Genomic DNA, 22359 nt, shown 5'->3' on the forward strand with positions numbered 1-22359 from the left:
AAGCCTTGTAGGGCGCTAAATTTTGGTCTACCCCCTTCCAAAATTGAGTCAAGTAGACTAAACTTTTATATAGAGCATTAAGACAAGAACGTGGTGCCCTGCTAGCCGTCCCGTAACCGAGGAGGGCGGCGCATCACCGCGAGAGGAGAAACACAACATGGCAAGTGAAAACTGGATAACCGACGATTTTTATAAGGCCCTGGGCGTTAGCGAAGACGCGAGCGAGAGCGACATTAAGAAGGCGTACCGCAAGCTCTCCCGCAAGTACCACCCGGACCTGAACCCCGGCGACGCCGCAGCTGAGAAGAAGTTCAAGGAAATCTCCGAGGCCTACGACGTGCTCTCCGACAAGAAGCAGCGCGAGGAGTACGACCAGATTCGCCGCTACGGCGCCGCAGGCATGGGTGCGGGGGGCTTCGGTGCAGGCGGCTTTAGTGGCGGCTACCCCGGCGCGGACGCCTTCGGCGGATTCCGCGGCGGCACCAGCGCCAATATCAACATTGATGACCTGCTCGGCGGCCTGTTCGGCGGAAGCACCGGCGGCAGCCGCCGTCGCTCCGCCGGCTTCACCAGCGCCGACTTCGGCGGCATGGGTAGCGGCTTTGGCGGCGCACAGCACGCGGCCCCCGAGGAAAGCACCACCAGCACCCGCATCAGCCTGGCCCAGGCATACACCGGCGCAAACGTGACCGTGTTCCTGCCGGACGGCTCCCACACCGAGGCACGCATCCCCGCAGGCATTAAGGACGGCCAGAAGGTCCGCCTGCGCGGCAAGGGCCTGCGCGGCGGCGACCTGAAGGTCACCGTGCGCGTCTCCGATGACTCCGTGTACTCCCGCGAGGGCAATAACCTGATCCTGCGCGCACCCGTCACCCTCGCCGAGGCCGTCGACGGCGCAGTGATTGAGGTGCCCCTGCCCGACGCATCCACCGTGAAGCTGCGCCTGGCACCCGGCCAGGTCGGCCGCCGACTGCGCGCCAAGGGCCGCGGCTTCAAGGCTAAGGGCGGCGACGGCGACCTGCTGGTTATCCCGGAGATTGTACTGCCCACCGAGCTGAGCGCAGAGGCGCAGGAAGCATTCGATAAGTTCGTGAAGCTGGCACCGCAGGAGAACCCGCGTAAGGATCTGTTGAAGAAGGCGAAGTAAACCATGGCATCTCGAGAATCATCATCTAAGTCCCGTAGCGGCAAGCCGTTGCACAGTGTGGACCTGCCGGTTTTCGTGATTTCTGTGGCGGCTGAGCTGGCGGGCATGCACCCGCAGACCCTGCGCCAGTACGACCGTATCGGCTTGGTCCAGCCTTCGCGTGCGCCCGGTAAGGCGCGCCGCTACTCGCAGCGTGACGTGAACCGTCTGCAGCGGATTCAGCAGCTCTCGCAGGAGGGCGTCTCCCTGGAGGGTATTCGCCGAATCATCGAGCTGGAGGCTCTCCTGGAGTCGCAGAAGGAACAGATTGCGGCCCTGCAGAGCCAGATCGAGGACGCGAAGGTGAAGTTGGGCTTGGCGGAGCGCGTGTTCGCAGCCGGTACCAGTGGCGACGTGGTGCATATTGCCCGCGGCACCCGCCCGGCGCCTCGTCAGCGTTCTTCGGCTGTGGTGCTGTATCGTCAGCATCGCCAGCCGGCTACGGCGGATGATGCGAAGCCGCAGCGCTAAACCGGCTAAACCCGCTACACTGGGATAAACGGCTCGGCTGTTCTAGCTCATTTGCGCTAGTCAGCCACCCATATAGGCTTGTGCGTCTTTGTGTCATACGCCGCGAGGGAGGGTAGACCCCCGCCCCGCATGAACTTGGACCCACACACAAGGAGGTGAGGCTCCCCGAATGACCGGGGAGCCTCACCTCCTTAACGTATAAGTCGCGTACTAACGCTGACGCTGCTCCGCTTACTTGCGGCGGTAGGCCAGGTCGTGTGCGCGGCGGCCCGCCTCCTGAGCCTTACGCTCAAAGCTGGTGAGGGTACGACCCTCCCAACGCGGAGCCCAACCACCCTGCGGATCCTCCTCGGTCGCACCGGCGCCGGGGTTCACGTTCTCGAAGTCGGGGTGCGCCTCCAGAACCTCACGCATGACCAGGGCGTACTCCTCCCAGTCGGTTGCCAGGCGCCAAATGCCGCCGGGCTTGAGCACACGCGCAACCTTATCGGCGAACGCCGGGGACACCAAGCGGCGCTTGTGGTGGCGAGACTTATGCCAGGGGTCCGGGAAGAACACCCACAGCTCGTCCACGGAGTTCTCCTCGAGCATGTTGTCGAGCAGCTCGGGTGCGTTCGCCTGAGCCACACGCACGTTCTCCACGCCCGCGTTGCCCATCTTCAGCAGCAGGTCCGCGATGCCGGGGGTGTACACCTCGACGGCGAGGAAGTTCGCCTCGGGCACCTCGGCTGCGCGGTGCACGATTGCCTCGCCCAGGCCGGAACCGATCTCGACGACCTGGTAGGCCTCGCGGCCGTAAATCTTAACCGGGTCGAAGGTCGCCTCGGGCGCGACGGAGGTGTCGGTGCGCAGGCGCGGAATGTCCAGCACGTGGGTGGGGGAGTAGGTATCCCAGGCCTTCTGGCGGCGCGCGGTGAGGCGGTCGCCGCGGCGGACGAAGGAGTAGGGCTGGCGGAAGAATTCCTCGGGAACCGGCTTCTTAGCCTTCTCTTCGGTGGATTCGGGTGCCTGGCTAGGCTGCGTGTTCTCAGTAGACATACCTAAAAGAATAGCGCAGGGCCGCTACACCGTGCGGTTTCGGGGCCGCTGGGCGGGGTGATGCCGGGCTGGCCGGGTGCGAGTGAACCGGGGGGCGGATAGGGTGCGCGCGCCGGTCTGCGAAGCGTAGAAAACCAGCGGGCGTAGAAATTCTGCGCGCATACAAAAGTGCGGTGGGAACCGGAAGGTTCCCACCGCACTAAAGAGAGGTTGCTTGAGGAGTGAGCTAAGAGGAGGGCCTTACTTCTTGGAGCCCAGCAGCGCCAGACCCGCGCCGAGCATCACGATGTTGTTTGCGAGCTGCTGGCCGTCCTGGGTGGGACGGAAGTACTCGTCGTGCATGTCCGGGTTGCGGAAGTACATGGTCAACAGGTTTGCCGCGAATGCGGTCAGGCCTGCACCCGCCAGACGTGCGGGGATGAAGGGGGTCAGCAGGGTTGCGCCGAGGGCGGTCTCTGCACCGGAGATGAGCTTACCGAAGGTTGCTGCATCCAGCTTGGCGACTGCGGGAACGCCGGTTGCGGCCATCTGCTGTAGGAAGGCGTAGGTGCCCTCGTCTGCCTTGAGCTTCTTGACGCCTGCGTCGAGGATGAGTGCGCCGGCGGTGAGGCGGATTGCTGCGTTGGAGAACTTGCCCATTGTGGTGTCCTTCTGTTCTGTGCTTGGTCGGTTAGGTTTTCGTTTGAATGGTTACTACTTTAGCCCCACTTTCTCACCTTGTAAAGTTTTACTGGTAAAGTTTCTTAATTTTTTGAAAACCCGAAAAAAGAGACAGTGGAAGGGTGGCTGGAGGAGGACGAGAAACCCCTGTGCCCGATGGCTCACGGTGAACCCGCCCCGTGTCCGCATCGTCTCAAATTTCCGCCCATGTTGGATTCATTGCGCTCGTGTGGGTATGAGGGGGTAAAATTTGAGATTATGCATTCTCTGTATATTTCTCATCGGTGATACAAGCCCCGGCAAAACCGTGTCATCAGGGCCCGCAAGCCCCGAAATACAGCACGTGCCGTGGAAATGGGAGGTTCGCCTCCCTGTACGCCGTTAAGGAATATGAGTGAATACCAACCACCCGGATAAGCCCCCGAGTAAAAAACAGGGCAACCGACGCAGAAAAGAGAAATACGTGACACAGCAGCCAACGCCGCAGAACTCCGTCACCGGCCTAGATTCGGAGGCTGAGCACTCCAAGCTCCAGCGCGGGCTCAGCTACCGACATATCCAGCTGATTGCTATTGGCGGCGCCATCGGTACGGGCCTCTTCCTCGGCTCGGCCAAGACCATCGCGCTGACCGGCCCCTCCATCATCTTTGTTTACGCCATTATCGGTAGCGTCATCTACTTTGTTCTGCGCGCTATGGGCGAGATTCTGCTCTCCAACCCCAAGTACAAGTCCTTTACCGACTTCATCACCGATATCCTCGGCCTGCGCGCAGGATTCTTCGTCGGCTGGTCGTACTGGTTCTTCTGGGTCGTCACGGGCATCGCGGACGTCATCGCGATTACCGGCTACGTGCAATACTGGCTACCCGGCATGCCCAAGTTCATCCCGGCGCTTGTGGTCATCACGGCACTGCTACTGCTGAACCTGCCCTCGGTGAAGAACTTCGGTGAAATCGAATTCTGGTTCGCGGTCATTAAAATCGTCGCGATTGTCGCCCTCATTATTGTTGGTGCGCTCATGGTTGCCTTCAGCTTCACCAGCCCCGACGGTACCACCGCCTCCCTGGCCCACCTGTGGGACCATCCCGGCCCCTCCGGTAGCGGCATCTTCACCCAGGGCGTGACCGGCTTCCTGGGCTCCTTCCAGATTGCGCTCTTTGCCTTCGTGGGCGCCGAGCTCGTCGGCACCGCCGTGGCTGAGACCAAGCACCCCGAGCGCACCCTGCCCAAGGCCATTAACGCCGTGCCCTTCCGTATTGCGCTCTTCTACGCTGTGCCGCTGATGACCATCCTCGCCGTGACCCCCTGGGACAAGCTGGATAAGTCCATGAGCCCCTTCGTGGGCATGTTCTCCCTGGCGGGCATTGCGGTTGCGGCATCGCTGGTGAACTTCGTGGTGCTGACCTCCGCGGCATCTTCGGCAAACTCCGGTATCTTCTCCACCTCCCGCATGGTGTACGGTCTGGCGCACGACGGTGCGGCACCCTCCGCACTGGGTAAGCTCACCAAGAACGGCGTGCCCGCCAACGCCCTGTACCTGACCACCGTGCTGCTGCTGTTCAGCCTGGTCATGCTGTACGCAGGCAAGGGCATTATGGAGGCGTTTACCGTGGTGACCTCCGTGGCGTCGATGATGGGTATCTTCACCTGGAGCATGATTCTGATTGCCTACCTGGTCTACCGCAAGAAGTTCCCTGAACGCCATGAGGCATCCGCGTACAAGATGCCCTGGGGTATCGGCATGAGCTGGTTTGGTCTGGTCTTCTTCGCGGTGATGGTTTACGCCCTGAGTCTGTACCCGGATACCGCTGTCGGTCTGGCGCTGACCCCCGTCTGGTTCATCGCCCTGGCTATCGGTTACGAGATCCTGACCCGCCGCCATGCCGCCAAGCGTGCTCGCGCGCTGGTCGATGAAGGAGCCTCTCAGAAGTAGCCTCTAGCGCTCCGCTCGTCGTTGTTCTGGGCCTCGCCCCCGTGTTCTTTCTGGATGCGGGGGCGAGGTTTTTCTGTGTTCATTTACCCCCGTCAGGGGGCTAAATGGTGACCTATACAATAGATTTGCGACACACCAAAGGTTGAAAAATACTTCATTCACCTTTCAAAACGTGTAGAATATCTATCCAAACAGGTGTGAAAGCTCCCATAGGTTCCCGCATCGGGCGATGTCCGAACTCGCCCCGGATGCGGTGCGAACCATGGTCGAGCCCATCTCCCGCCCCGAAAGCCGGGGCTGCCCCGCCAAGCAACTGGCCGCATATTCATACACTGACCGTGCCTCCCGTCTTCTCGAGATTTTTACTCCAGGTCATGGCATATGCGGTACGGGGTACAACCGCAGAAAAGAGGACGTCGTGACTGAACATAACCAGGCCACCGTCACCCCCGAGGCTCCCGAACAGGGAGAGCGACTGCACCGCGGTCTGAGCAACCGCCACATCCAGCTCATCGCAATCGGCGGTGCCATCGGCACGGGCCTGTTCATGGGCTCCGGCCGCGCTATCTCCCTAGCGGGCCCCTCCGTGATTTTCGTGTATATGCTCATCGGCGCCGTCATCTTCCTGGTGTTGCGCGCCATGGGTGAAATCCTGCTGTCGAACCTGCGCTACAAGTCCTTCTCCGACTTCACCACCGACCTGGTCGGCCCCATGGCGGGCTTCTTCCTCGGCTGGTCGTACTGGTTCATGTGGGTGGTGACCGCCGTTGCGGACATCATCGCAATCGTCGGCTACCTGCGCATGTGGTGGCCCGACCTGCAAGCCTGGATACCGGCCCTCGCCGTCATTGGCGTACTGCTGACCCTGAACCTGGTGTCCGTGAAGAACTTCGGCGAAATCGAATTCTGGTTCTCCATGATTAAGATCGTCGCCATCGTCGCCCTGATTGTGGTCGGCGGCGCCATGGTCGCTATCGGATTCACCTCACCCAGTGGCGCGCAGGCATCCGTCGCAAACCTCTGGAACGACGGCGGTATGTTCCCGAACCACTTCATCGGCTTCCTCGGCGCATTCCAGATTGCCGTCTTCGCGTTCATGGGCTCGGAGCTCGTCGGTACCACCGCGGCAGAAACCAAGGACCCCGAAAAGACCCTGCCCAGGGCAATCAACGCCGTGCCGGTGCGCATCATGGTCTTCTACGTGGGTGCGCTCGTCACCATCCTGATGGTTACCCCCTGGCGCCTCGTCAGCCCCGATAGGAGCCCCTTCGTCGCCATGTTCACCCTGGCGGGCCTGGGCATCGCCGCGCACATCATCAACTTCGTGGTGATTACCAGCGCAACCTCCTCGGCGAACTCCGGTATCTTCTCGACCTCGCGCATGGCCTTCGGCCTGGCCCGCGAGCGCAGCGCACCCGCGTTCCTGGGTAAGGTTTCCAAGGCCGGCGTGCCACGTAACGCGCTGTTCCTCTCGGCCGTGATGCTGCTGTCCTCCATTGTGCTGCTCTACGCGGGTGACTCGATTTCTAGCGCGTTCAACCTGGTCACCACCGTGGCTGCGGTACTCGTGATTTTCGCGTGGGCGATGATCATGGTCAGCTACCTGATGTACCGCAAGAAGTTCCCCTCGCGCCATGCGAAGTCGAAGTTCCGCCTGCCCGGCGGCCGTTTCTCCGCGTGGCTGTCGCTGGTGTTCTTCGCCTTCACCATCGGCGTGCTGGCCATGGATGAAGAAACCCTCAGGGGTCTGCTCGCGATGCCCGTCTGGTTCGCGATTCTGGGCATTGGTTGGTTCTTCAAGCGCCGCGCGGATGCACGCCGCCACGAGGCGATTTCGACCCGCACCGCGCAGATTGCGATTGTGGAGGCGTCCGAGATCTTCTCGGCACGCTAAGCCGCATCTACTATCTGCGCCGGCTATCGGTGCCGGCTGCCGCAGCTGGTATCCCGTGCATGCGTAAAGCCCGCGCCCCCACCTCCTTTGCAGGAGGTGGGGGCGCGGGCTTTCGCTGTCTCCATGGATGAACCCGAGAGGCTCTAGAGATGAACCAGAGAGGCTCGCGGGAGTGCTTGCTTAGACGGAAGCCATCTCAGCCTCTTCGGCAAGCGGGTCGTTGTCGTCATCGGTGCGGTAGAAATCCCAGCGTTCACAACCGCAACCCGAACGCATCGCCTCGATGACGGCGGCAGCTGCCTCCAGCGGGTCGAGCGCATGCAGATTCCACAGCGCATGCACCGGTACCGGGTGCCTCCAGCCGTGCTCCTGCAGGAACTCCGGGTCGAAGGCGGGCAGCGCCTCGACGGTGGGTTCAAGCTCGCAGAGGAAACCGGTGGGGGAGCGGAAAACCGTCACCACGGGGGTCGGGTCGGCATCTTCCAGGCAGGCTCCGTCGAAGAAGTAGTAGGTGCTCAGGCGGCGGTTCCAGGCAAGCTGCGCGAGGCGTTCGCCGAAGACTTCCACCGTCTGCTCCCACTGGGTGCGGTGGTACGCCGCAAGGTCGGTGTGGGCGGTCTGCACCACGCCGATGCCCTGCTCGGTGAGTTCGCGGGCGCTCAGACGTGCGGGTTCTGCCGGTTCTGCCGGTTCCGCGGGAGCGTCCGCAGGGGATGCGTCCGGGGTATCCAACTCTGCTAGTTCTGTTTCGGGGAGCTCAGCGTTAGCCAACTCAGCGTTACTCAGCTCAGCGTCGAGGAGCTCAAGCTCCTCAGCGGCACTCGATTCAGCAGCGCTCGCCTCAGCGGCACCCGACTCCACGGCAGCTACGTTGGCTTCGTTTTTCGTCCACAGGCGCAGCTCGCGGGCAATCTGCGTGCGTCCGCGATGCAGGGCCGTCTGCCAGGAACCGAACTTGGCGCGTACCGCACCCAGCGGTGGCACCTGCTCAATGAGCGTGGGAATGGTAGACCAGTAGCCGTAGTTCAGCGCCGTCGGCTCGCGGTCGTAGCGGGCGCAATAGCTCAAAAACAGGCTCAGAGTCTTCGGTGCAAAATCCTCGGGTACCGCCGCGGCGTCGATATACCACTCGTTCTCGAGCGCCTCCGCCGGGTAAATGCCGGTGCGGAGCATACCCAGGGACCAGTCGCCGTCACCGAGGTAATCGTTGACCGTCTGTGCGGGGGCAGGCCACGCGGATTCGCCCTCCATACTGGAGGCGAGCAGGGTGTACAGGCTACCGCCCTCGATGCCGATTTCTTTCACGCCGCGCTGCCTGATGTCCTCGAGGGTCTGCGCGTAGGCTTCTTCCTCCAGCTGGGAGTAGGGGTGTGCGGCAAGGTACTTGAGCGTTGCCCCAATCTTCGCCAGAACGTGCGCAATGTCTTCATTGTTGAAGTGGCGTGCCTCCAGCGCGGACGGCAGGTCGTGAATAATATCGCAATCAAGAATCAGCGCCGCGTACTCGGGCTCTGGAGGCAAATCGTAGGCTTCCGCGAAAACGTACCAGAGACCGCATGCGAGCACCGTGTAGCTCGGGGCGTCTGCCGTGACCGGGCCAAACTGCCAGATGCCGGAGCTCAGCGCATAGTTCAGGTACTTCTTGTTGATGTGCGGGTACAGAAAGTTGAGTCGGCGGAGAACCTGGGTAGGGGTGAACCCCAGCGCCGCGAGTTCGGCGATGAGTTCCGCGTACTCGTCGTGAAAATCTAAGTAGCCCTCCGGCGCGTTTGATAGCGCGGTGCGTTCGCGCATGGGTCCCTCTTTCCTCTGCAGGTGGGCGGCGCATCGTCGTACCGTGCCGTCGCACCCTGTATTTCTGCGAGCAGAAAAGGTCGTGCGGGCGGTCGCGCCGCCCCCAATCTGCATAAAAGCGAGAAAAATTTTAAAAAATATATCCTTTTAGTTCAAAAATAGTTGAACGTTATATAGGCGTTCAAGCGGAGGGGCCGATAATCAGCTAACTAACCAAAAGATGACGCGGGCGGCGGCAGAGGCCCAAATGATGCAGAACCGCCCGTCGGCTGTATACACTCGGGCTCTGCGGCTGGAACCGGCGCTGGAACCGGCGCTGGAGCCGGCGGCTGGGGCCGGCGGCTGGGGCCGGGGGGTCGATACTACCCCGGCAGGCTCGGCGGCGGCCTCGGGGATCCCGACAGCGGTCCCGGCGGCCCGGCTCCCGGAGCGTCGGCGAAGTATGCGAAACTGGAGGGATGAGCGAACACCCCCTCCCGAGCAGCATCGCGCCGCGCGGCGCATCCGCCAACGAGTCGCACCCCGAACCGAACTGTAGCCGACAGGACCGTGACGGGCGGGCCGAGCGGGCCCCCTCCTCGCACCTTGTCTCGGTACTCGCCGCAGAGCTCGGCATCGCCCCGCACCGCATCGGCGCCGCCGTGGCACTGCTCGACGCAGACAACTCCGTGCCCTTCATCGCCCGCTACCGCAAAGAAGCGACGGGCGCGCTCACCGACACCCAGCTGCGCGCCATCCAGACCCGCCTGGGTCAGCTACGCGCCCTCGAAGAGCGCCGCGCCCGCGTGCTCGAGGCGCTCACCGCGCGCGCCGACGAAGGACTCATCGACCCGCTCACCCTGCTGCAGCTGCGTTCCTCGCTCATGAACGCCGCCACCGTCGCAGACGTGAACGCCCTCTACGCCCCCTACCGTAGCGAGCGCGTGACCCGCGCGCAGCTGGCCCGCGCTGCCGGGCTCGACTCCCTCGTCGAGGACCTGCTGGAGGTGCCCCTCGCCGACGCGCACGCCATCGCCGCCGCCTACATCACCACCGATGAGGAAATCGCCGAGGCCCGCGCGGACGGGGACGAGACGCTGCCCATCCGCACGGCCGAGGAGGCCCTCGAGGGTGCCCGCGCGATTCTGATCGACCGCGCCCTCACCGACCCTGTACTCGGCGAGAAGCTCTTGACCCGCCTGCGCGAGCAGGGCGTCATCGAATCCCGGGTCATTGCCGGGCACGAAAGCGACGGCGCGAAGTTCTCGGACTATTTCGCCTTCTCGGACCGTATTCGCTCCATCCCGCCGCACCGCGTGCTGGCCCTGCACCGCGCCAAGGACGCCGGCGTGGTGCGCCTGAAGGTGGACGTGGCACCCGCCCCCGCACCGCTCAGTCGCCTGCGCGGGGCCGCCCGCGCCGAAGCCGAGGCTGCCGCCGAAAACTACGAGAACGTACGTTCTACATACGAGCGTGAGGTGGCCGCCGCGCTGCGCATCCCCGTGCAGGTGCTCAACACCGTGGACGACGAGGACCGCGTGCTCGGCTGGCTCGCCGCCACCGTGCGCACCGCCTGGCGCGCTCACCTGCGCTCGCGCCTGGCCGAGCGCATCCGCCACCGCCTGCTCGATACCGCCGCGCAGAACGCGACCGAGGTGTTCGCCTCCAACCTGCGCGATATTCTGCTCGCCGCGCCCGCCGGGCACCGCCGCACCCTCGGCCTGGACCCTGGCCTGCGCCACGGCGTGAAGTACGCCGTCGTCGACGAGACGGGCGAGCCCCTGCGCACGGGCACCGTCTACCCGCACGCCCCGCGCAATCAGTGGGAGGAGGCGCTGCGCGAACTCGCCGCCGCCTGCCGCGAGGAGCACGTGGAGCTCATCGCCATCGGCAACGGCACCGCAAGCCGCGAAACCGACAGGCTTGCCAGCGAACTCATTCGCGCCCTGCGCGAGGAGGGCGTGGAAGCACCCCAGAAGGTGACCGTTTCCGAGGCGGGCGCATCCGTCTACTCCGCCTCGGCCCTGGCCGCCGCCGAACTGCGCGACTACGACGTGACCGTGCGCGGTGCCGTCTCCATTGCGCGCCGCCTGCAGGACCCGCTCGCCGAGCTCGTCAAGATTGACCCGCAGTCCATCGGCGTGGGCCAGTACCAGCACGACGTGCCGCCGTCCGCCCTGCGCCGCGCCCTCAACGACACCGTCGAAGACTGCGTGAACGCCGTGGGCGTGAACCTCAACAGCGCCTCCGTGCAGCTGCTCGCGCACGTGGCGGGCGTGGGGACCGCGACCGCCGAACGCATCGTCGCCTACCGCACCGAGCACGGCCCCTTTGCGAACCGCCGGCAGCTGCTAAACGTGCCGCGGCTGGGTGAGAAGATCTTCCGCCAGGCGGCGGGATTCATTCGTATTCGTGGCGGCGAGGAGCCTCTGGATGCCTCCGCGGTGCACCCGGAAGCCTACCCGCTCGCGCGCCGCATTATTGCCGACGCGCAGGCCCGCAACGGCGCTCGCTGGGTTGCCGGCGCCCTGGGTACCTCGGACGGTAGCGACCCGCTGGCCGGGCTGAGCCCCGCCGACTACGTGCAGGAGGGCGGACAGGACGGTGCAGAGGAGGGCACCGCCGGTGTGTACACGGTGCAGGACATCTTCACCGAGCTGCGCCGCCCCGGCCTGGACCCGCGCGGCAGCTTCCGCACCGCACGCTTCTCCGAATCCGTCTCGCGTTTTGAGGATGTGCGCCCCGGCATGGTGCTCGAGGGTACCGTATCGAACGTGGCGGCCTTCGGCGCGTTCGTGGATATCGGTGTGCACCAGGACGGCCTCGTGCACATCTCGCAGATGAGCCGCGGGTTCGTGGCGAACCCGCACGACATTGTGCGTAGCGGCGACATCGTGCGGGTGCGCGTGGTGGAGGTCGACCCGGCCCGCCGCCGCATCTCCCTCTCGCTGCTGGTGGAGGACGAGAGCTAGCCGGCGAAAACTGGCGGGTGACGGCTAGATACCGAGCGCTCACCGAGATAGTTTGCCGGTTTGCCGAACAATCCAAGAACGAGCGTTCGTCAAAACCGGTCTTCGAAAGTTCGAGAAACCGCGCCACCAGGGCGCGCAAAAGCCCCGACAGGCATTATCCGTGCCTGTCGGGGCTTTATGTAGGTGAGGTTCGAGCCGCTAGGCCCAGACGACACCCTAGAAGTCGATGTTCGCCGGGTCAGCGCCAATACGACCCTCGGGGCTGGAAAGCGCATCCACAGCCGCGATGTCCTCGGCGGTCAGCTTCACGTTCACCGACGCCAGGTTCTCCTCAATGCGGGAGGGGGTCACGGACTTCGGGATAGCCACGGTGCCCTTAGCCAGGTGCCACGCCAGCACGACCTGCGCGGGGGTTGCGCCGTGACGCTCCGCAATCTCAGCCAGCACGGGGTTCTGCAGCAGATCGCTACCGTTGCCCAGCGGGCTCCACGCCTGAGTTGCGATGCCGTACTCGGCGTGAACGGCGCGCAGCGCCTCCTGCGAGAAGTAGGGGTGCAGCTCAATCTGGTGGATGACCGGAACCACGCCGGTCTCCTCGATAATCTCGCGCAGCTGCTCCTCGGGGAAGTTCGAAACACCAATCGAACGGACCTTACCCTGCTTCTGCAGCTCAATCAGCGCACGCCAGGAATCCAGGTACAGGCCCTGCTGCGGCTTAGCCCAGTGAATCAGGTACAGGTCAACGTAGTCGGTGCCCAGCTTCTCCAGGGACGCCTCGAACGCCTCGAAAGCGCTCTCGTAGCCCTGGTCGGAGTTCCACAGCTTGGTGGTGAGGAAGATGTCTTCGCGAGCCACGCCGGAGTTAGCGATAGCGCGGCCTACGCCCGCCTCGTTGCCGTAGATGGCGGCGGTGTCGACGTGGCGGTAGCCGATCTCCAGGGCGGCGGCCACGACCTTCTCGGCAACCTCGTCCTCAACCTGCCACACGCCGTAGCCCAGCTGCGGAATGGATCGGCCGTCGTTGAACTTTACGTTGGGTACGTTGTAGCTCATGCTGCTCCTTCGTTTTCTGCGGGGGAGGCGAGGCCTCCGCGGGGTTCATTGGTTCTCTATGCTACGCCCGCGGCCGAGGCGAAGACGAGTCGGTTGTGCCTCGAGCTTAACGATGCGAAGAATCATGACGAGCCGCGGCGGGGGAGAGGGGCCGCTATCCCGCGTCCTTCTCATCCGGCAGCGCGAAGAGCTCGCGCACATCCTCAGCAGTGACCGCCGCGGAGGCGAACTCGCCCTCGCCGACCACCGCATCGAAGAGCGCGGCCTTCGAGGCCTTCAGCTGCATGACCTTCTCCTCAATCGTGCCCTCGGCGACCAGCCGGTACACGTGCACCTCACGCTCCTGGCCGATGCGGTGAATACGGTCCACGGCCTGCTGCTCGGCGGCTGGGTTCCACCACGGATCCATGATGAACACGTGGTCCGCCTCGGTCAGGTTCAGACCGAAACCGCCGGCCTTGAGCGAAATCAGGAACACCGGCGCGGCCCCGGCGCGGAACGCCTCGATGACCTCGGCGCGGTTGCGGGTCGAACCGTCCAGGTACAGGTGGTCGATGCCCTTCTCGCTCAGGGCCCGGGCGATGCTCTTCAGGTAACCGGTGAACTGGCTGAACACCAGCACGCGGTGCCCACCGGCCAGCAGCTCGGGTAGCCGCTCCACCAGGTACTCGCGCTTCGCCGAGGTGACGCCCTCGTAGGCGTCCGGGTCGATGAGCGCGGCATCCAGGGCCAGTCGGCGCAGCAGTGTCAGCGACTGGAAGATCGTGAAACGGTTCTTGTCCATGTCCTCCAGCAGGCCCAGAACCTTCTGGCGCTCGCGCTGCAGGTGCGTGTCGTAGATGCGGCGGTGACCGGGGGCCAGCGGCAGGTTCACGCGCACATCGTTCTTCGCCGGAAGCTCCGCCGCCACCAGCTCCTTGGTACGGCGCAGCATGAGCGGGCGGATGCGCCGGCGCAGGCGAGCGGTCGTGGCGGCCGCGTGCGCGGGGTCCTCACCGGATTCGGCCGGGCGGGCGTACAGGTCGCGGAAGGCGCGGGCGGAGGGGAAGAGCCCGTCCGCCACAATCGCCAGCAGCGCCCACAGCTCCATGAGGTTGTTCTCCAGGGGCGTGCCGGTCATGGCGATCTTGGTGCGCGCGGGCATGACGCGGGCGATAGACCAGGCGCGGGTGCCGGTATTTTTGACGAATTGCGCCTCGTCCAGCAGGAGCGCGCCCCAGCCGGGGGTGCCCGGGCCCTCCTCCGAGCCGAGCCCGGCCGCGTAGGAGACGTACGCGTCCTCGTCCATGCGCAGCAGCGTGTAGCTGGTCAGCACTAGGTGCGCCCCGGCCACGCGTTCGGCCAGCGGGGTCTTGCCGGCGGTGGTTTCGGTAATGGTGACGACCTTCGCCCTGGGCAGGAAGCGTTCGGCCTCCGCCGCCCAGTTCGAGATGACGGAGGTAGGCGCAACCACGAGGAAGGGTGCGAACGGCTCGACGCTCTCACCGCGCTCGGTGGTACGTTCGGAGGCGGCACGGTGCTCCTCGATGGCGTGGGCGAGCAGGGCGAGAGCCTGCACGGTTTTGCCCAGGCCCATGTCGTCGGCGAGAATGCCGCCCATGCGATGCTCGTACAGGAAGGTGAGCCAGCGGTAACCCTCCACCTGGTAGGGGCGCAGGGTGGCGCGCAGGCCCGCGGGGACCGGGTACTCTTGGTTTAGGTTCGGGCGCACCACACCCCCATTGTTGCGCTTGTCATGCGTATCGTGGCTTGCCACGGGCTTATCCGCACCGTCTGCGGGGTCGGTTTCGCGGGCCTCGGAGGCCTCCACGAGCGCCAGCAGGGAGCGCACCTGCTCATCCCAGCGCCGGGTGGTCTGCACGCTGGCCGCCAGCGATTCCAGCTCGGAGAACAGCCCGGCCTGGTGCCGGTTGATGCGCAGCTCGCCGCCCGCCTCGTCGAGCTCCCGCGCCTCCGCGATGAGGGTGCGCAGGGTCTTAAATTCGGGTCGGCGCAGCGAGAAGTAGGTGCCGTTGCCTAGCAGGATGCGGTCCGCCCCGCGGTCGAGCGCCTCAAAAATCTGGGCGAAGGGCACGGTCCAGTTATTCACCTTCACAGCGATGCCCAGCCCGAACCAGTCGCGCGAATTGCCCTCGGTGACGGTTACCTCGATGAGCGCGTCGGTGGCTTCCACGAACTCGGGCGGGGTGCCGTTGAAACGCACCCGAACGGCGGAAATGCGGCGTAGCTTCGGCAGTACGGCGCTCAGCAGCTCGCGGGTTTCCCAGCCCTCGACGCGGCGCTCCTCCAGGCTGGCCAGGGCCGGATGCGCGGCCAGCACCGAGCGTACCGAGCGTAGCACGCGGGCCTCGAAGCGCTCGTCGCGCACCTCGCCGCCCTCCTCGCCGGGGTACCCGAAGACCGGCAGGCGCTGAACGCCGGATTCGTGTTCGGGGTCGGCCTCGAAGGGGTTGAGGGGGTACTCCCAGTGCCAGCCCAGCTGCGCGTCGTGGCGAACCTCCTCGTCGAAGGTCAGCTCGAGCACCAGGCGCGGCGGGGTGACGGCAGGCAGGGCCAGAACCGGGTCGGGGGTGAGCGCGGGTACGGAGCGGCTGAGAGCCGGCAGAAAATCGCGCTGGAACGCGGGGCGTTCGGAGGCGGGAATCTTGACGGTTCCCGCCGAGATGAGCGCCTCGGAGGCGGCGTCGAGCGGCTCGACCAGGGGGATGAGCGCCAGCTCCACGCCCTCGGGGAGGTTCGGAACCGCGGCCTGCTCCGACTGCGCGGCCTGCTCCGGCTGCGCGGAATCCGCCGACTGCACGGTTTGCTCAGACTGCACGGTTTGCTCAGACTGCACAAAGGCGCCGCGCCCCACCTCGTCCAGCGCGCCCGGCCGGGCGGTCTTCCAGTGCACGGCCTTGGCGGCCTGCTCGTACTCCTGCTGCGCAAGCCCGCCGAGCGCGAAGAAGCCGGTGCGGGGCGTGCCCATGGGGTGGCAGTGGGCGGCCGGAAGCCAGAGCTGTCGCAGAAGCTCGCCCTCGCGCCCCTCCCAGCTCAGCGCGGCCTCGAGGAGTAGGCCCCCGTCCGGGTTCTCTTCGGAGTCTTCGGGCAGGGCGGCGGCGCGCAGACGCACCCGCGCGGGCGGCAGGATGGCGTACTCCACCTCGCGTCCGTTGATTAGTAGCGGCAGGCCGATTTCCTCGGCGCGTGCGAGCACATCCCAGAGCAGGGCAGAGCCCGCGGCGCTGAGCGAAATCCAGTCGCGGTGCGAGGAGTACATGTTCTGCCAGGGGCGGGCAATCGAGTAGAGCTCGGCGAAGAAACGCTCGTGCTCCGGGTAGATGTCGTGGCGGCCGACCGGCCCGCCCACGCTCGAGGCGAAAGTGTCCCAGGTGAGGCCGCCCTTGACCCAGCGGCCGGTTTTGGAGCGCATGAGCGGGCGCGCGAGTAGGTTGATGGCCGGGGTCGCCCCGGGCATGTTGCGGCCGCGCGCGTAGGATCCCGAGACGCTCATCGACAGGTCGAGCGCGCCGCTGACCCGTAGCGAATCGATGCCGGAAAGGTCCTGACGTGCGGAAAGAACCGAGGAGAGATTCTTGCGCCAGGCCGAAATCTTGGAGGCGGGTGCCTCTGCCTGCAGGCTCGGGGAGGCGCCTAGCTCGTTGAGCGCAAAGCTTCCCTGGGGGTTTTCGGGCTCGACAGCCGCTGCATCGGGTGCGGGCAGTTTCGCCGCGGTGGTGAGTGCACCGGAGGCTCGCAGTGCTGCGAGCGGGTCGGCGGATTTCTTCGCCTCCGCAACGTCCGCGCTCTTTGAACCTGCGAATCCCTTTGCATCTGTCGCCACCTTCGCAGCGGTAGCCTTCGTTACGGCACCGGGTACGCCGACCGGTCCGGGGTGTTCGCTGAGCGCCTTTTTCGCTACGGAGGCGCGGTCCAGCGCGGTGAGCATGAGCGCCACGGCGTGCTTGCAATTGCTGACGACCGGGCAGGTGCATCGGGCGGCGAAGGCAGCCGAGCCGGCGCGCGGGGGGAAGAACCGAATCGTCACCTCGTAGGGCACGAGGGTGCTTCCGTTGACGAGTCCGGTGAGGGTGCGGTTGTCCTCGTCGTAGCTGTAGCGCACGACCTCGCGGTTGCGCTGGTAGGCGGCCCCGCGCTGGTAGGTGCGGTGGCCGACCTGTCGAATGATTTGGGGTACGGTGACGGGGATTTCGGGGAAAGGATTGTTGGGCACCTGCCCATTATCTCGCATCGGGTGAGGTGCCGCCCGGCGGGCGGTCATTGCCTCTCGAGCGTGCGCGCTCCGAGGGTTTAACGAGGCGAATTGAACACGCTGAAAGCGGCCGCCGCGCCCCGCGCGGGATTGGTCTGCGTGCTCGCGGAGGGGTGAAAGCGAGGGGCTGCGGAGGATCAAATATTACGTGTCGAGGCCGCCGTGGAATGGTACTAAACAATTTGATAAGCAAAAATACATGTGACCTGAATCTTTTGTGAAGAACACTTTACTTAAGGTGAGAACGTGCTGTAAGCTGGAGCCAGCTTCAAGAGTTTCGACTGATAAGCTCCGACTATGGTCGAACGCCAACCCCATGTTCACGGGTGGCTCGGATGACGAAGCGGTTTGTATTCACCACCCTCAGAGGTGGTAACCGGTACAGACAAGAGCAACGCGAAAGGATCGCGCCACTCACGGCGCAGGTTGTCACATGTACAACGGCTCTGCAACCGAAGCAGTAATCTCTCTGAACCCCTCCCGCTCCTACCAGGACAGCCTGCGTGCCGCAGCAGTTCCCGCTCGAGGCGGTTTCACCGCGGTCAGCATTGACGACTACTCCCGCATTTCTTCTAAGCGCGACGAGTTCCTGAACTTCCTTCTTCTGCCCAACCCCGAGGGTATTCCCGCCATCGAAATCGCCGGTCTGCGCGTAGCGTAGCATTAGGGGTATGAACTTTTCCGGTATGCTCCTGGACTCCGACGTTCTCGCGGAGATTCGTAAGGCGGATCCAGACCCCGCCGTGGTGGCGTTTCTGCGCCGCCGCTCGTTTCGCCACATGTACATTTCGGTGTTGAGCATTGGTGAGCTCAAAGGCCTCTATCCCTACCCCGAGACCGACCGCTGGATTGCTGAGCTGCTCGAACGCTTCGGCGACCACGTCATTAACGTGGACGCGCGCGTGAGCCTCGAGTGGGCGGGCCGCCAGGCCCCGCGCGGTCAGCACGCGGTGGGGCGTGACGACGCCGGTCCCCTTCCCACGGCCGCCCTGGAGGGGCTGATGGCCGCAAGCGCGAGCGCCTACGATCTGGAGCTGGTCTCCTCGAAGGCGCAGGTGTACCGTTCCTGGGGCGTGAACACATCCAACCCCTGGACCGATTACTAGGGGCGCCGTAAATATTCCCGCTGAGGGACTAACCCAAAAACTGATGCGACGTGCAAAAACCCGTCTCCGAGGGCCATCATCGGCCCTTCCGGAGGCGGGTTTCGTCGTCAAAACGTGGCATCATGGAAGGACGATGAAAAGCACCTCACCTATCTCCCGCTATTCCGTGCCCATGCCCCTGTGGCTTCAGGGCGTCGTTGAGCTGATTCTGACCGCCCTGATGTCCGGTGTCCTGGTGGTGGCCGCCATGGCTGCCGTGTGGGCAACGAACGGTTTTGGTGGCACGGAGTTCTCGTCGGTGGCCGCGATGTCGGCCCACCTGTGGCTCCTGATTCACGGCGTTCCCCTGGACCTCTCGGCTGTCTTTGGCGCCTCCGCGGGCACCATGACCCTGGTGCCGCTGGGCCTGAGTATTCTGCCGCTGCTATTTTGCTACCGTTCCGGTCGCAGGCTGGCGCGCGCCTCGTACGAGGGGGAGTTCCTCATTCCGGTACTCTCGGGCTCGGTGACCTACGCGCTGATTTGTTCGGCGGTGTACGGTTGGGCGAGCCCGAGCCCGAAGCCGCTACAGGTGTTGAACGCCGCGCTGGTGCCGCTGGGTATCGTGGTGGTCGGCCTGATGTGGGGCGGCTACCGCGAGGCGCGTTCGCTTTCGCGCATGGTGGGTGTTGATACGGCGGAGCAGATTTCGCAGATGAGCCAGTACTCGCGCTGGGCCGGGTCCTACGCGTGGGCTGTGGTGCGCGCGGCGGTGGTTGCCGCGGTGGCCTTCGTGGGCCTGGGCGCGCTGCTACTGGCCCTGGGTATTCTGGGCGGGTGGTCGCAGGTGGTGGCCACCTACCAGGAGCTGCACGCGGGCCCGGTGGGTGATACCGCTGTGACGCTGCTGCAGCTGGGCTTCCTGCCCAACCTGGTGATTTACGCGATGGCCTGGTCGACCGGTGCCGGTTTCGCCTTTGGCGCGGGTACCTCGATCGGCCTGACGAGTAGCAATGCCGGGTCCCTGCCGATGCTGCCGATCCTGGGCGGGGTTCCTGAGTCCCTGGGAAGCGCCGGCCTGCTGGGTCTGCTGGTTCCGGTGGCCGCCGGCGCGATTGCCGGTTGGTGGTTCCTGCGTGAGGGTGAGGATCACCTGGACGAGTGGGTCGCCCTGAAGGTGCCGTTCCGTCCGCTTTCGGCCCTGCTGTCCTCGCTTGCGCTGGGCGTGCTGACCGGTTTGCTGACTTCTCTGGCCGCCCTGTGGCTGGGTTGGATTTCCTACGGCTCGTTGGGCGTCGGCCGCTTCACCGAGGTGGGTGCCGAGCCGCTGAGCTTTGCGGGCCACACGGCTCTGTGGGTGGGGCTCGGCGTGGCTCTGGGTAACCTGCTCAGCCGCGCCCTGGTGCCCGATAGCAGCCGCGATCTGCCGCGATTTGCCGATGAGCGTCCGAACCTGGGCGAGCGCCTGATGAGCCTTGGTGCTTCCGCGAAGGAGCGCCTGGCTCAGCGTCGCGCGGAGCGTGCGGCCGAGCGTGAGGAACGCCGAGCTGCCGAGGAAGCCGAGGCTGAGCGTCGCGAGGCGGAGGAAGCTGAGGAAGCCAAGCGCCGGGAGGAGGAAGCTCGCAAGGCAGAATCCAAGCGCAAGGCTGAGGCCGAGCGTCGCGCCCGTGAGGAGGCCGAGGAGGCCAAGCGCCGCGAGGAAGAAGCCGAGCGCAAGGCCGCCGAAGATTCCCGAAAGAGCGAGCCGAGCTCCGAGGACTCTGAGAACGAGGACTCCGAGCACGAGGATTCGCAGGAGCCCTCCGAGGCGCACACGATTGTGGACGAGGTAGCCACCGGCCACGTGCCGGTGCACCCGCAGGAGCCCGTGCACGCCTACCCCCTGGAGGCTTCCGACCCCGTGGCCGAGCGCGCCCTGGCGGATGCGCTCGCCGAGGTCGTTCCCGACGAGGACCTGCCCGAGCCGGTGGAATCCGACCTCTCCATCCCCGAGTTTATGAACCCCGAGCCCGAAAAACTCGAGCCCGCTTCCGCCGCGTCCGAGACCGGTTCTGAGAACGAGAAGAAGGCGGCCCCGAAGTCCGCGGAAATCTCGAAGTCTTCCGCGAAGACCGCGGGGGAAGGCCCCGCCGAGGCTGAGGACGCCTCCGAAAGCGCCGAGCCCGCTCGCCCGCGAGGCCGTGCCGGGCGCATCATGGCGTACTTCGGTTTCGGCGTTCAGCCCGCCGAAGGCTCCGAGGATGCCGCTCCCGACCGTTCGGGGCACGAATCCTCCGAGGCCCCGGAGGCCGAGCCCTCCGCGGCGGAACAGCGCGCCCGCAAGCGCCGCGAGAAGAAGGCGGCCAAGAGCGAGCGCAAGGCGCAGAAGAAGGCCGGGGGAGAGCGTGACTTCATGGAACGCGAGCTGGAGGTGCTCTCCGCCGACCAGGCCATGAACCGTATCTTTGGCGTGCGCGCCCAGACCGGCATCCTGCCGCTTCTGACCGACGAGGCCTCCACCGTGGAGCTGCCCCCGCTGCCGACCGGGGAAGAGGTTACCGGCTCGCAGGCCCCGAAGAAGAAATAGTTCGAAAAATAGCACGAAACCCGCGCGAGGATGACTCGTGCGGGTTTCGTGCTGTGTGCGCTCCGGCCGCCGCTAACGGGAGGAGGCCCCTGCCGTGCTGCCGGTGCCCGCGAAGCTGTCCATGCTGTTCTGGAGCATCTGGTCGCAGGTGTACATATCGGTGCCGGTCAGCGCGGCCGTGCGGCACTCGCGGTACTCCTGCATCCCCGGCATGACGGCCAGACCGATTCCGCCGATCACGGTCATGAGGCTGTAGAGGATGCTGAGGGAGGCGGCAACGTAGAAGATCCAGGGGCCGCGCGCGCTCGCGGTGCGCACGATGGCCCAGACGTTCAGTCCCAGGCCCACCAGCGCGAAGAGGAAAAGGCCCAGGAAGTAGGGCATGGGGGAGAGCACGAAGGAGGACGCCCCGAAGATGAGTAGCACGGAGACAACGAGAACCATGGCCGTGCGGAGCAGGATGCGCTGGCGCTGTAGCGGGTCCATCGGCGGCTTGCCGGGGTTTCCGCCGGGCTGATGCGCGCCCGGCGCGCTGGGGTACTGTGCGCCGGGGTGCTGTCCGCTGTACCTGCCGGGGGTCGGCGGCCCCTGGTGCTGTCCCTGCTGCGGGTTGGAGGCGGGGCTCTGCGGCTGAGCCTGCTGCTGAGGGTTGCGGGGCTGGTCGTTCGGGGTGTTCGGCGGGGGAGTAGACATAGCTTTAAGGGTACCGTCCCTTCGGGCGTGGGGCCCGCCGCGCCGCCGTTCGTTCGCCTTCCGCGTCCGGACTGCTGTAGCCCTCCGCTCTTCCGACCGTCCCGGCCTACCGAGCGCTGCCGCAATACCTTCTCCCGTTAACGCGGGCGACCCTCTCTCCGAGCTCCCGCAACGCATGTGAGATGGGCTATACTGGTTGGGTGCGAATTGTGGTTATGGTATCCGGATCCGGAACGAATCTTCAGTCCATTCTCGACGCCGTAGCGGCGGGCGAGCTTCCCCTCGACATTGCGGCTGTTGGCGCCGACAAGCCCTGCCTGGGCATCGAACGCGCCCAGGCCGCCGGCGTGCCCACTTTCCTGGTGCAGCCCGGCGACTACGCAGACCGCCCGGCGTGGAACCGCGCCCTCGAAGAGAAGATTGCCTCCTACGAGCCCGATTACATCGTGTTCGCCGGCTTCATGCGCATCGTGGATGCGCAGCTGGTCGAGCGCTTCAGCAACCGCATTATCAACACCCACCCCGCCCTGCTGCCCTCCTTCCCGGGCGCGCACGGCGTGCGTGACGCCCTGGCCCACGGCGTGAAGATTACCGGCCTGACCGTGCACTTCGTCGACGCCGGCGTTGATACCGGCCCCATCCTGGCGCAGGCCGCCGTGCCCGTGCTCGACGGCGATACCGAAGAAACTCTGCACGAACGCATCAAGGTGCAGGAGCGCCGCCTGCTCGTGCAGACCATCGCCGACCTCGCGCAGAAGCACTCTGCCGCATAAGTTTTTCATA

15 protein-coding genes and 1 riboswitch are annotated in these 22359 nt (G+C 65.2%); of the genes, 9 read left to right on the top strand and 6 right to left on the bottom strand.

All coding sequences use genetic code 11. The features are described 5' to 3' along the window. Positions 1-157 precede the first annotated feature (157 nt). Both AC3E6W_RS05855 and AC3E6W_RS05860 read left to right on the top strand, forming a co-directional pair. Complete coding sequence (locus tag AC3E6W_RS05855) at positions 158-1147, top strand: DnaJ domain-containing protein (RefSeq protein WP_490652571.1); 990 nt, start codon at positions 158-160, stop codon at positions 1145-1147. Between the two features lie 3 nt (positions 1148-1150). Then, positions 1151-1657: a heat shock protein transcriptional repressor HspR gene (locus AC3E6W_RS05860; protein WP_070679434.1), complete on the top strand. Its 507-nt coding sequence runs from the start codon at positions 1151-1153 to the stop codon at positions 1655-1657. 231 nt (positions 1658-1888) lie between these two features. Here the strand turns inward: AC3E6W_RS05860 and trmB are convergent, their stop codons facing one another. Both trmB and AC3E6W_RS05870 read right to left on the bottom strand, forming a co-directional pair. After that, a complete protein-coding gene (gene trmB, locus AC3E6W_RS05865) occupies positions 1889-2695 on the bottom strand; it encodes a tRNA (guanosine(46)-N7)-methyltransferase TrmB (protein ID WP_490652572.1) in 807 nt (268 codons plus the stop codon). A gap of 240 nt (positions 2696-2935) precedes the next feature. After that, positions 2936-3334 carry a hypothetical protein gene (locus AC3E6W_RS05870; RefSeq protein WP_490652573.1) on the bottom strand — a complete coding sequence of 133 codons (399 nt, stop codon included), beginning with the start codon at positions 3332-3334 and terminating at the stop codon, positions 2936-2938. Positions 3335-3818: 484 nt separating this feature from the next. On the opposite strand from AC3E6W_RS05870, the gene AC3E6W_RS05875 reads away from it, so the two are divergent. Further along, positions 3819-5288: an amino acid permease gene (locus tag AC3E6W_RS05875; protein ID WP_490652574.1), complete on the top strand. Its 1470-nt coding sequence runs from the start codon at positions 3819-3821 to the stop codon at positions 5286-5288. A 418-nt stretch (positions 5289-5706) separates the two neighbouring features. Then, entirely contained in the window at positions 5707-7182 is a 1476-nt protein-coding gene (locus AC3E6W_RS05880) for an amino acid permease (protein WP_490652575.1), read from the top strand. Positions 7183-7362: 180 nt separating this feature from the next. Here AC3E6W_RS05880 and AC3E6W_RS05885 read toward each other — a convergent pair whose 3' ends face one another. Beyond that, positions 7363-8976, bottom strand: coding sequence for a dehydrogenase (locus AC3E6W_RS05885; RefSeq protein WP_490652576.1), 1614 nt, complete (start codon positions 8974-8976; stop codon positions 7363-7365). Between the two features lie 458 nt (positions 8977-9434). Between AC3E6W_RS05885 and AC3E6W_RS05890 the strand changes: the two genes are divergently transcribed. Further along, complete coding sequence (locus AC3E6W_RS05890) at positions 9435-11927, top strand: helix-hairpin-helix domain-containing protein (RefSeq protein WP_490652577.1); 2493 nt, start codon at positions 9435-9437, stop codon at positions 11925-11927. A 216-nt stretch (positions 11928-12143) separates the two neighbouring features. Here the strand turns inward: AC3E6W_RS05890 and AC3E6W_RS05895 are convergent, their stop codons facing one another. Both AC3E6W_RS05895 and AC3E6W_RS05900 read right to left on the bottom strand, forming a co-directional pair. Then, on the bottom strand, positions 12144-12980 hold the full coding sequence (locus tag AC3E6W_RS05895) for an aldo/keto reductase (RefSeq protein ID WP_490652578.1): 837 nt from the start codon (positions 12978-12980) through the stop codon (positions 12144-12146). A gap of 154 nt (positions 12981-13134) precedes the next feature. After that, a complete protein-coding gene (locus tag AC3E6W_RS05900) occupies positions 13135-17241 on the bottom strand; it encodes a DEAD/DEAH box helicase (protein ID WP_490652579.1) in 4107 nt (1368 codons plus the stop codon). A gap of 257 nt (positions 17242-17498) precedes the next feature. After that, positions 17499-17630: riboswitch (SAM riboswitch) on the top strand. 35 nt (positions 17631-17665) lie between these two features. Here AC3E6W_RS05900 and AC3E6W_RS05905 point away from each other — a divergent pair. The 3 genes from AC3E6W_RS05905 to AC3E6W_RS05915 all read left to right on the top strand — a co-directional run bounded on the left by AC3E6W_RS05905 (position 17666) and on the right by AC3E6W_RS05915 (position 20883). Next, positions 17666-17893 carry a hypothetical protein gene (locus tag AC3E6W_RS05905; RefSeq protein ID WP_049342913.1) on the top strand — a complete coding sequence of 76 codons (228 nt, stop codon included), beginning with the start codon at positions 17666-17668 and terminating at the stop codon, positions 17891-17893. A 10-nt stretch (positions 17894-17903) separates the two neighbouring features. Then, positions 17904-18338 (top strand): PIN domain-containing protein, encoded by a 435-nt coding sequence (locus AC3E6W_RS05910; protein WP_490652580.1) that lies wholly within the window; start codon positions 17904-17906, stop codon positions 18336-18338. Between the two features lie 133 nt (positions 18339-18471). Further along, complete coding sequence (locus AC3E6W_RS05915; RefSeq protein WP_490652581.1) at positions 18472-20883, top strand: cell division protein PerM; 2412 nt, start codon at positions 18472-18474, stop codon at positions 20881-20883. Between the two features lie 72 nt (positions 20884-20955). Here AC3E6W_RS05915 and AC3E6W_RS05920 read toward each other — a convergent pair whose 3' ends face one another. Further along, entirely contained in the window at positions 20956-21576 is a 621-nt protein-coding gene (locus AC3E6W_RS05920) for a 4-hydroxyphenylpyruvate dioxygenase (RefSeq protein ID WP_490652582.1), read from the bottom strand. Between the two features lie 215 nt (positions 21577-21791). Between AC3E6W_RS05920 and purN the strand changes: the two genes are divergently transcribed. Further along, positions 21792-22349 carry a phosphoribosylglycinamide formyltransferase gene (purN, locus tag AC3E6W_RS05925; protein ID WP_049333074.1) on the top strand — a complete coding sequence of 186 codons (558 nt, stop codon included), beginning with the start codon at positions 21792-21794 and terminating at the stop codon, positions 22347-22349. Positions 22350-22359 lie beyond the last annotated feature (10 nt).

Source organism: Rothia sp. SCPM-O-B-18226 (M350), assembly GCF_058213595.1.

Bases quoted from the DNA above. Each gene is read 5' to 3' on its own strand.
- AC3E6W_RS05870 (WP_490652573.1), bottom strand. From the start codon at position 3,334: ATGGGCAAGTTCTCCAACGCAGCAATCCGCCTCACCGCCGGCGCACTC.
- AC3E6W_RS05905 (WP_049342913.1), top strand. From the start codon at position 17,666: ATGTACAACGGCTCTGCAACCGAAGCAGTAATCTCTCTGAACCCCTCC.
- AC3E6W_RS05915 (WP_490652581.1), top strand. From the start codon at position 18,472: ATGAAAAGCACCTCACCTATCTCCCGCTATTCCGTGCCCATGCCCCTG.
- AC3E6W_RS05920 (WP_490652582.1), bottom strand. From the start codon at position 21,576: ATGTCTACTCCCCCGCCGAACACCCCGAACGACCAGCCCCGCAACCCT.
- AC3E6W_RS05890 (WP_490652577.1), top strand. From the start codon at position 9,435: ATGAGCGAACACCCCCTCCCGAGCAGCATCGCGCCGCGCGGCGCATCC.
- AC3E6W_RS05910 (WP_490652580.1), top strand. From the start codon at position 17,904: ATGAACTTTTCCGGTATGCTCCTGGACTCCGACGTTCTCGCGGAGATT.
- purN (WP_049333074.1), top strand. From the start codon at position 21,792: ATGGTATCCGGATCCGGAACGAATCTTCAGTCCATTCTCGACGCCGTA.
- AC3E6W_RS05900 (WP_490652579.1), bottom strand. From the start codon at position 17,241: ATGACCGCCCGCCGGGCGGCACCTCACCCGATGCGAGATAATGGGCAG.
- trmB (WP_490652572.1), bottom strand. From the start codon at position 2,695: ATGTCTACTGAGAACACGCAGCCTAGCCAGGCACCCGAATCCACCGAA.
- AC3E6W_RS05885 (WP_490652576.1), bottom strand. From the start codon at position 8,976: ATGCGCGAACGCACCGCGCTATCAAACGCGCCGGAGGGCTACTTAGAT.
- AC3E6W_RS05860 (WP_070679434.1), top strand. From the start codon at position 1,151: ATGGCATCTCGAGAATCATCATCTAAGTCCCGTAGCGGCAAGCCGTTG.
- AC3E6W_RS05855 (WP_490652571.1), top strand. From the start codon at position 158: ATGGCAAGTGAAAACTGGATAACCGACGATTTTTATAAGGCCCTGGGC.
- AC3E6W_RS05895 (WP_490652578.1), bottom strand. From the start codon at position 12,980: ATGAGCTACAACGTACCCAACGTAAAGTTCAACGACGGCCGATCCATT.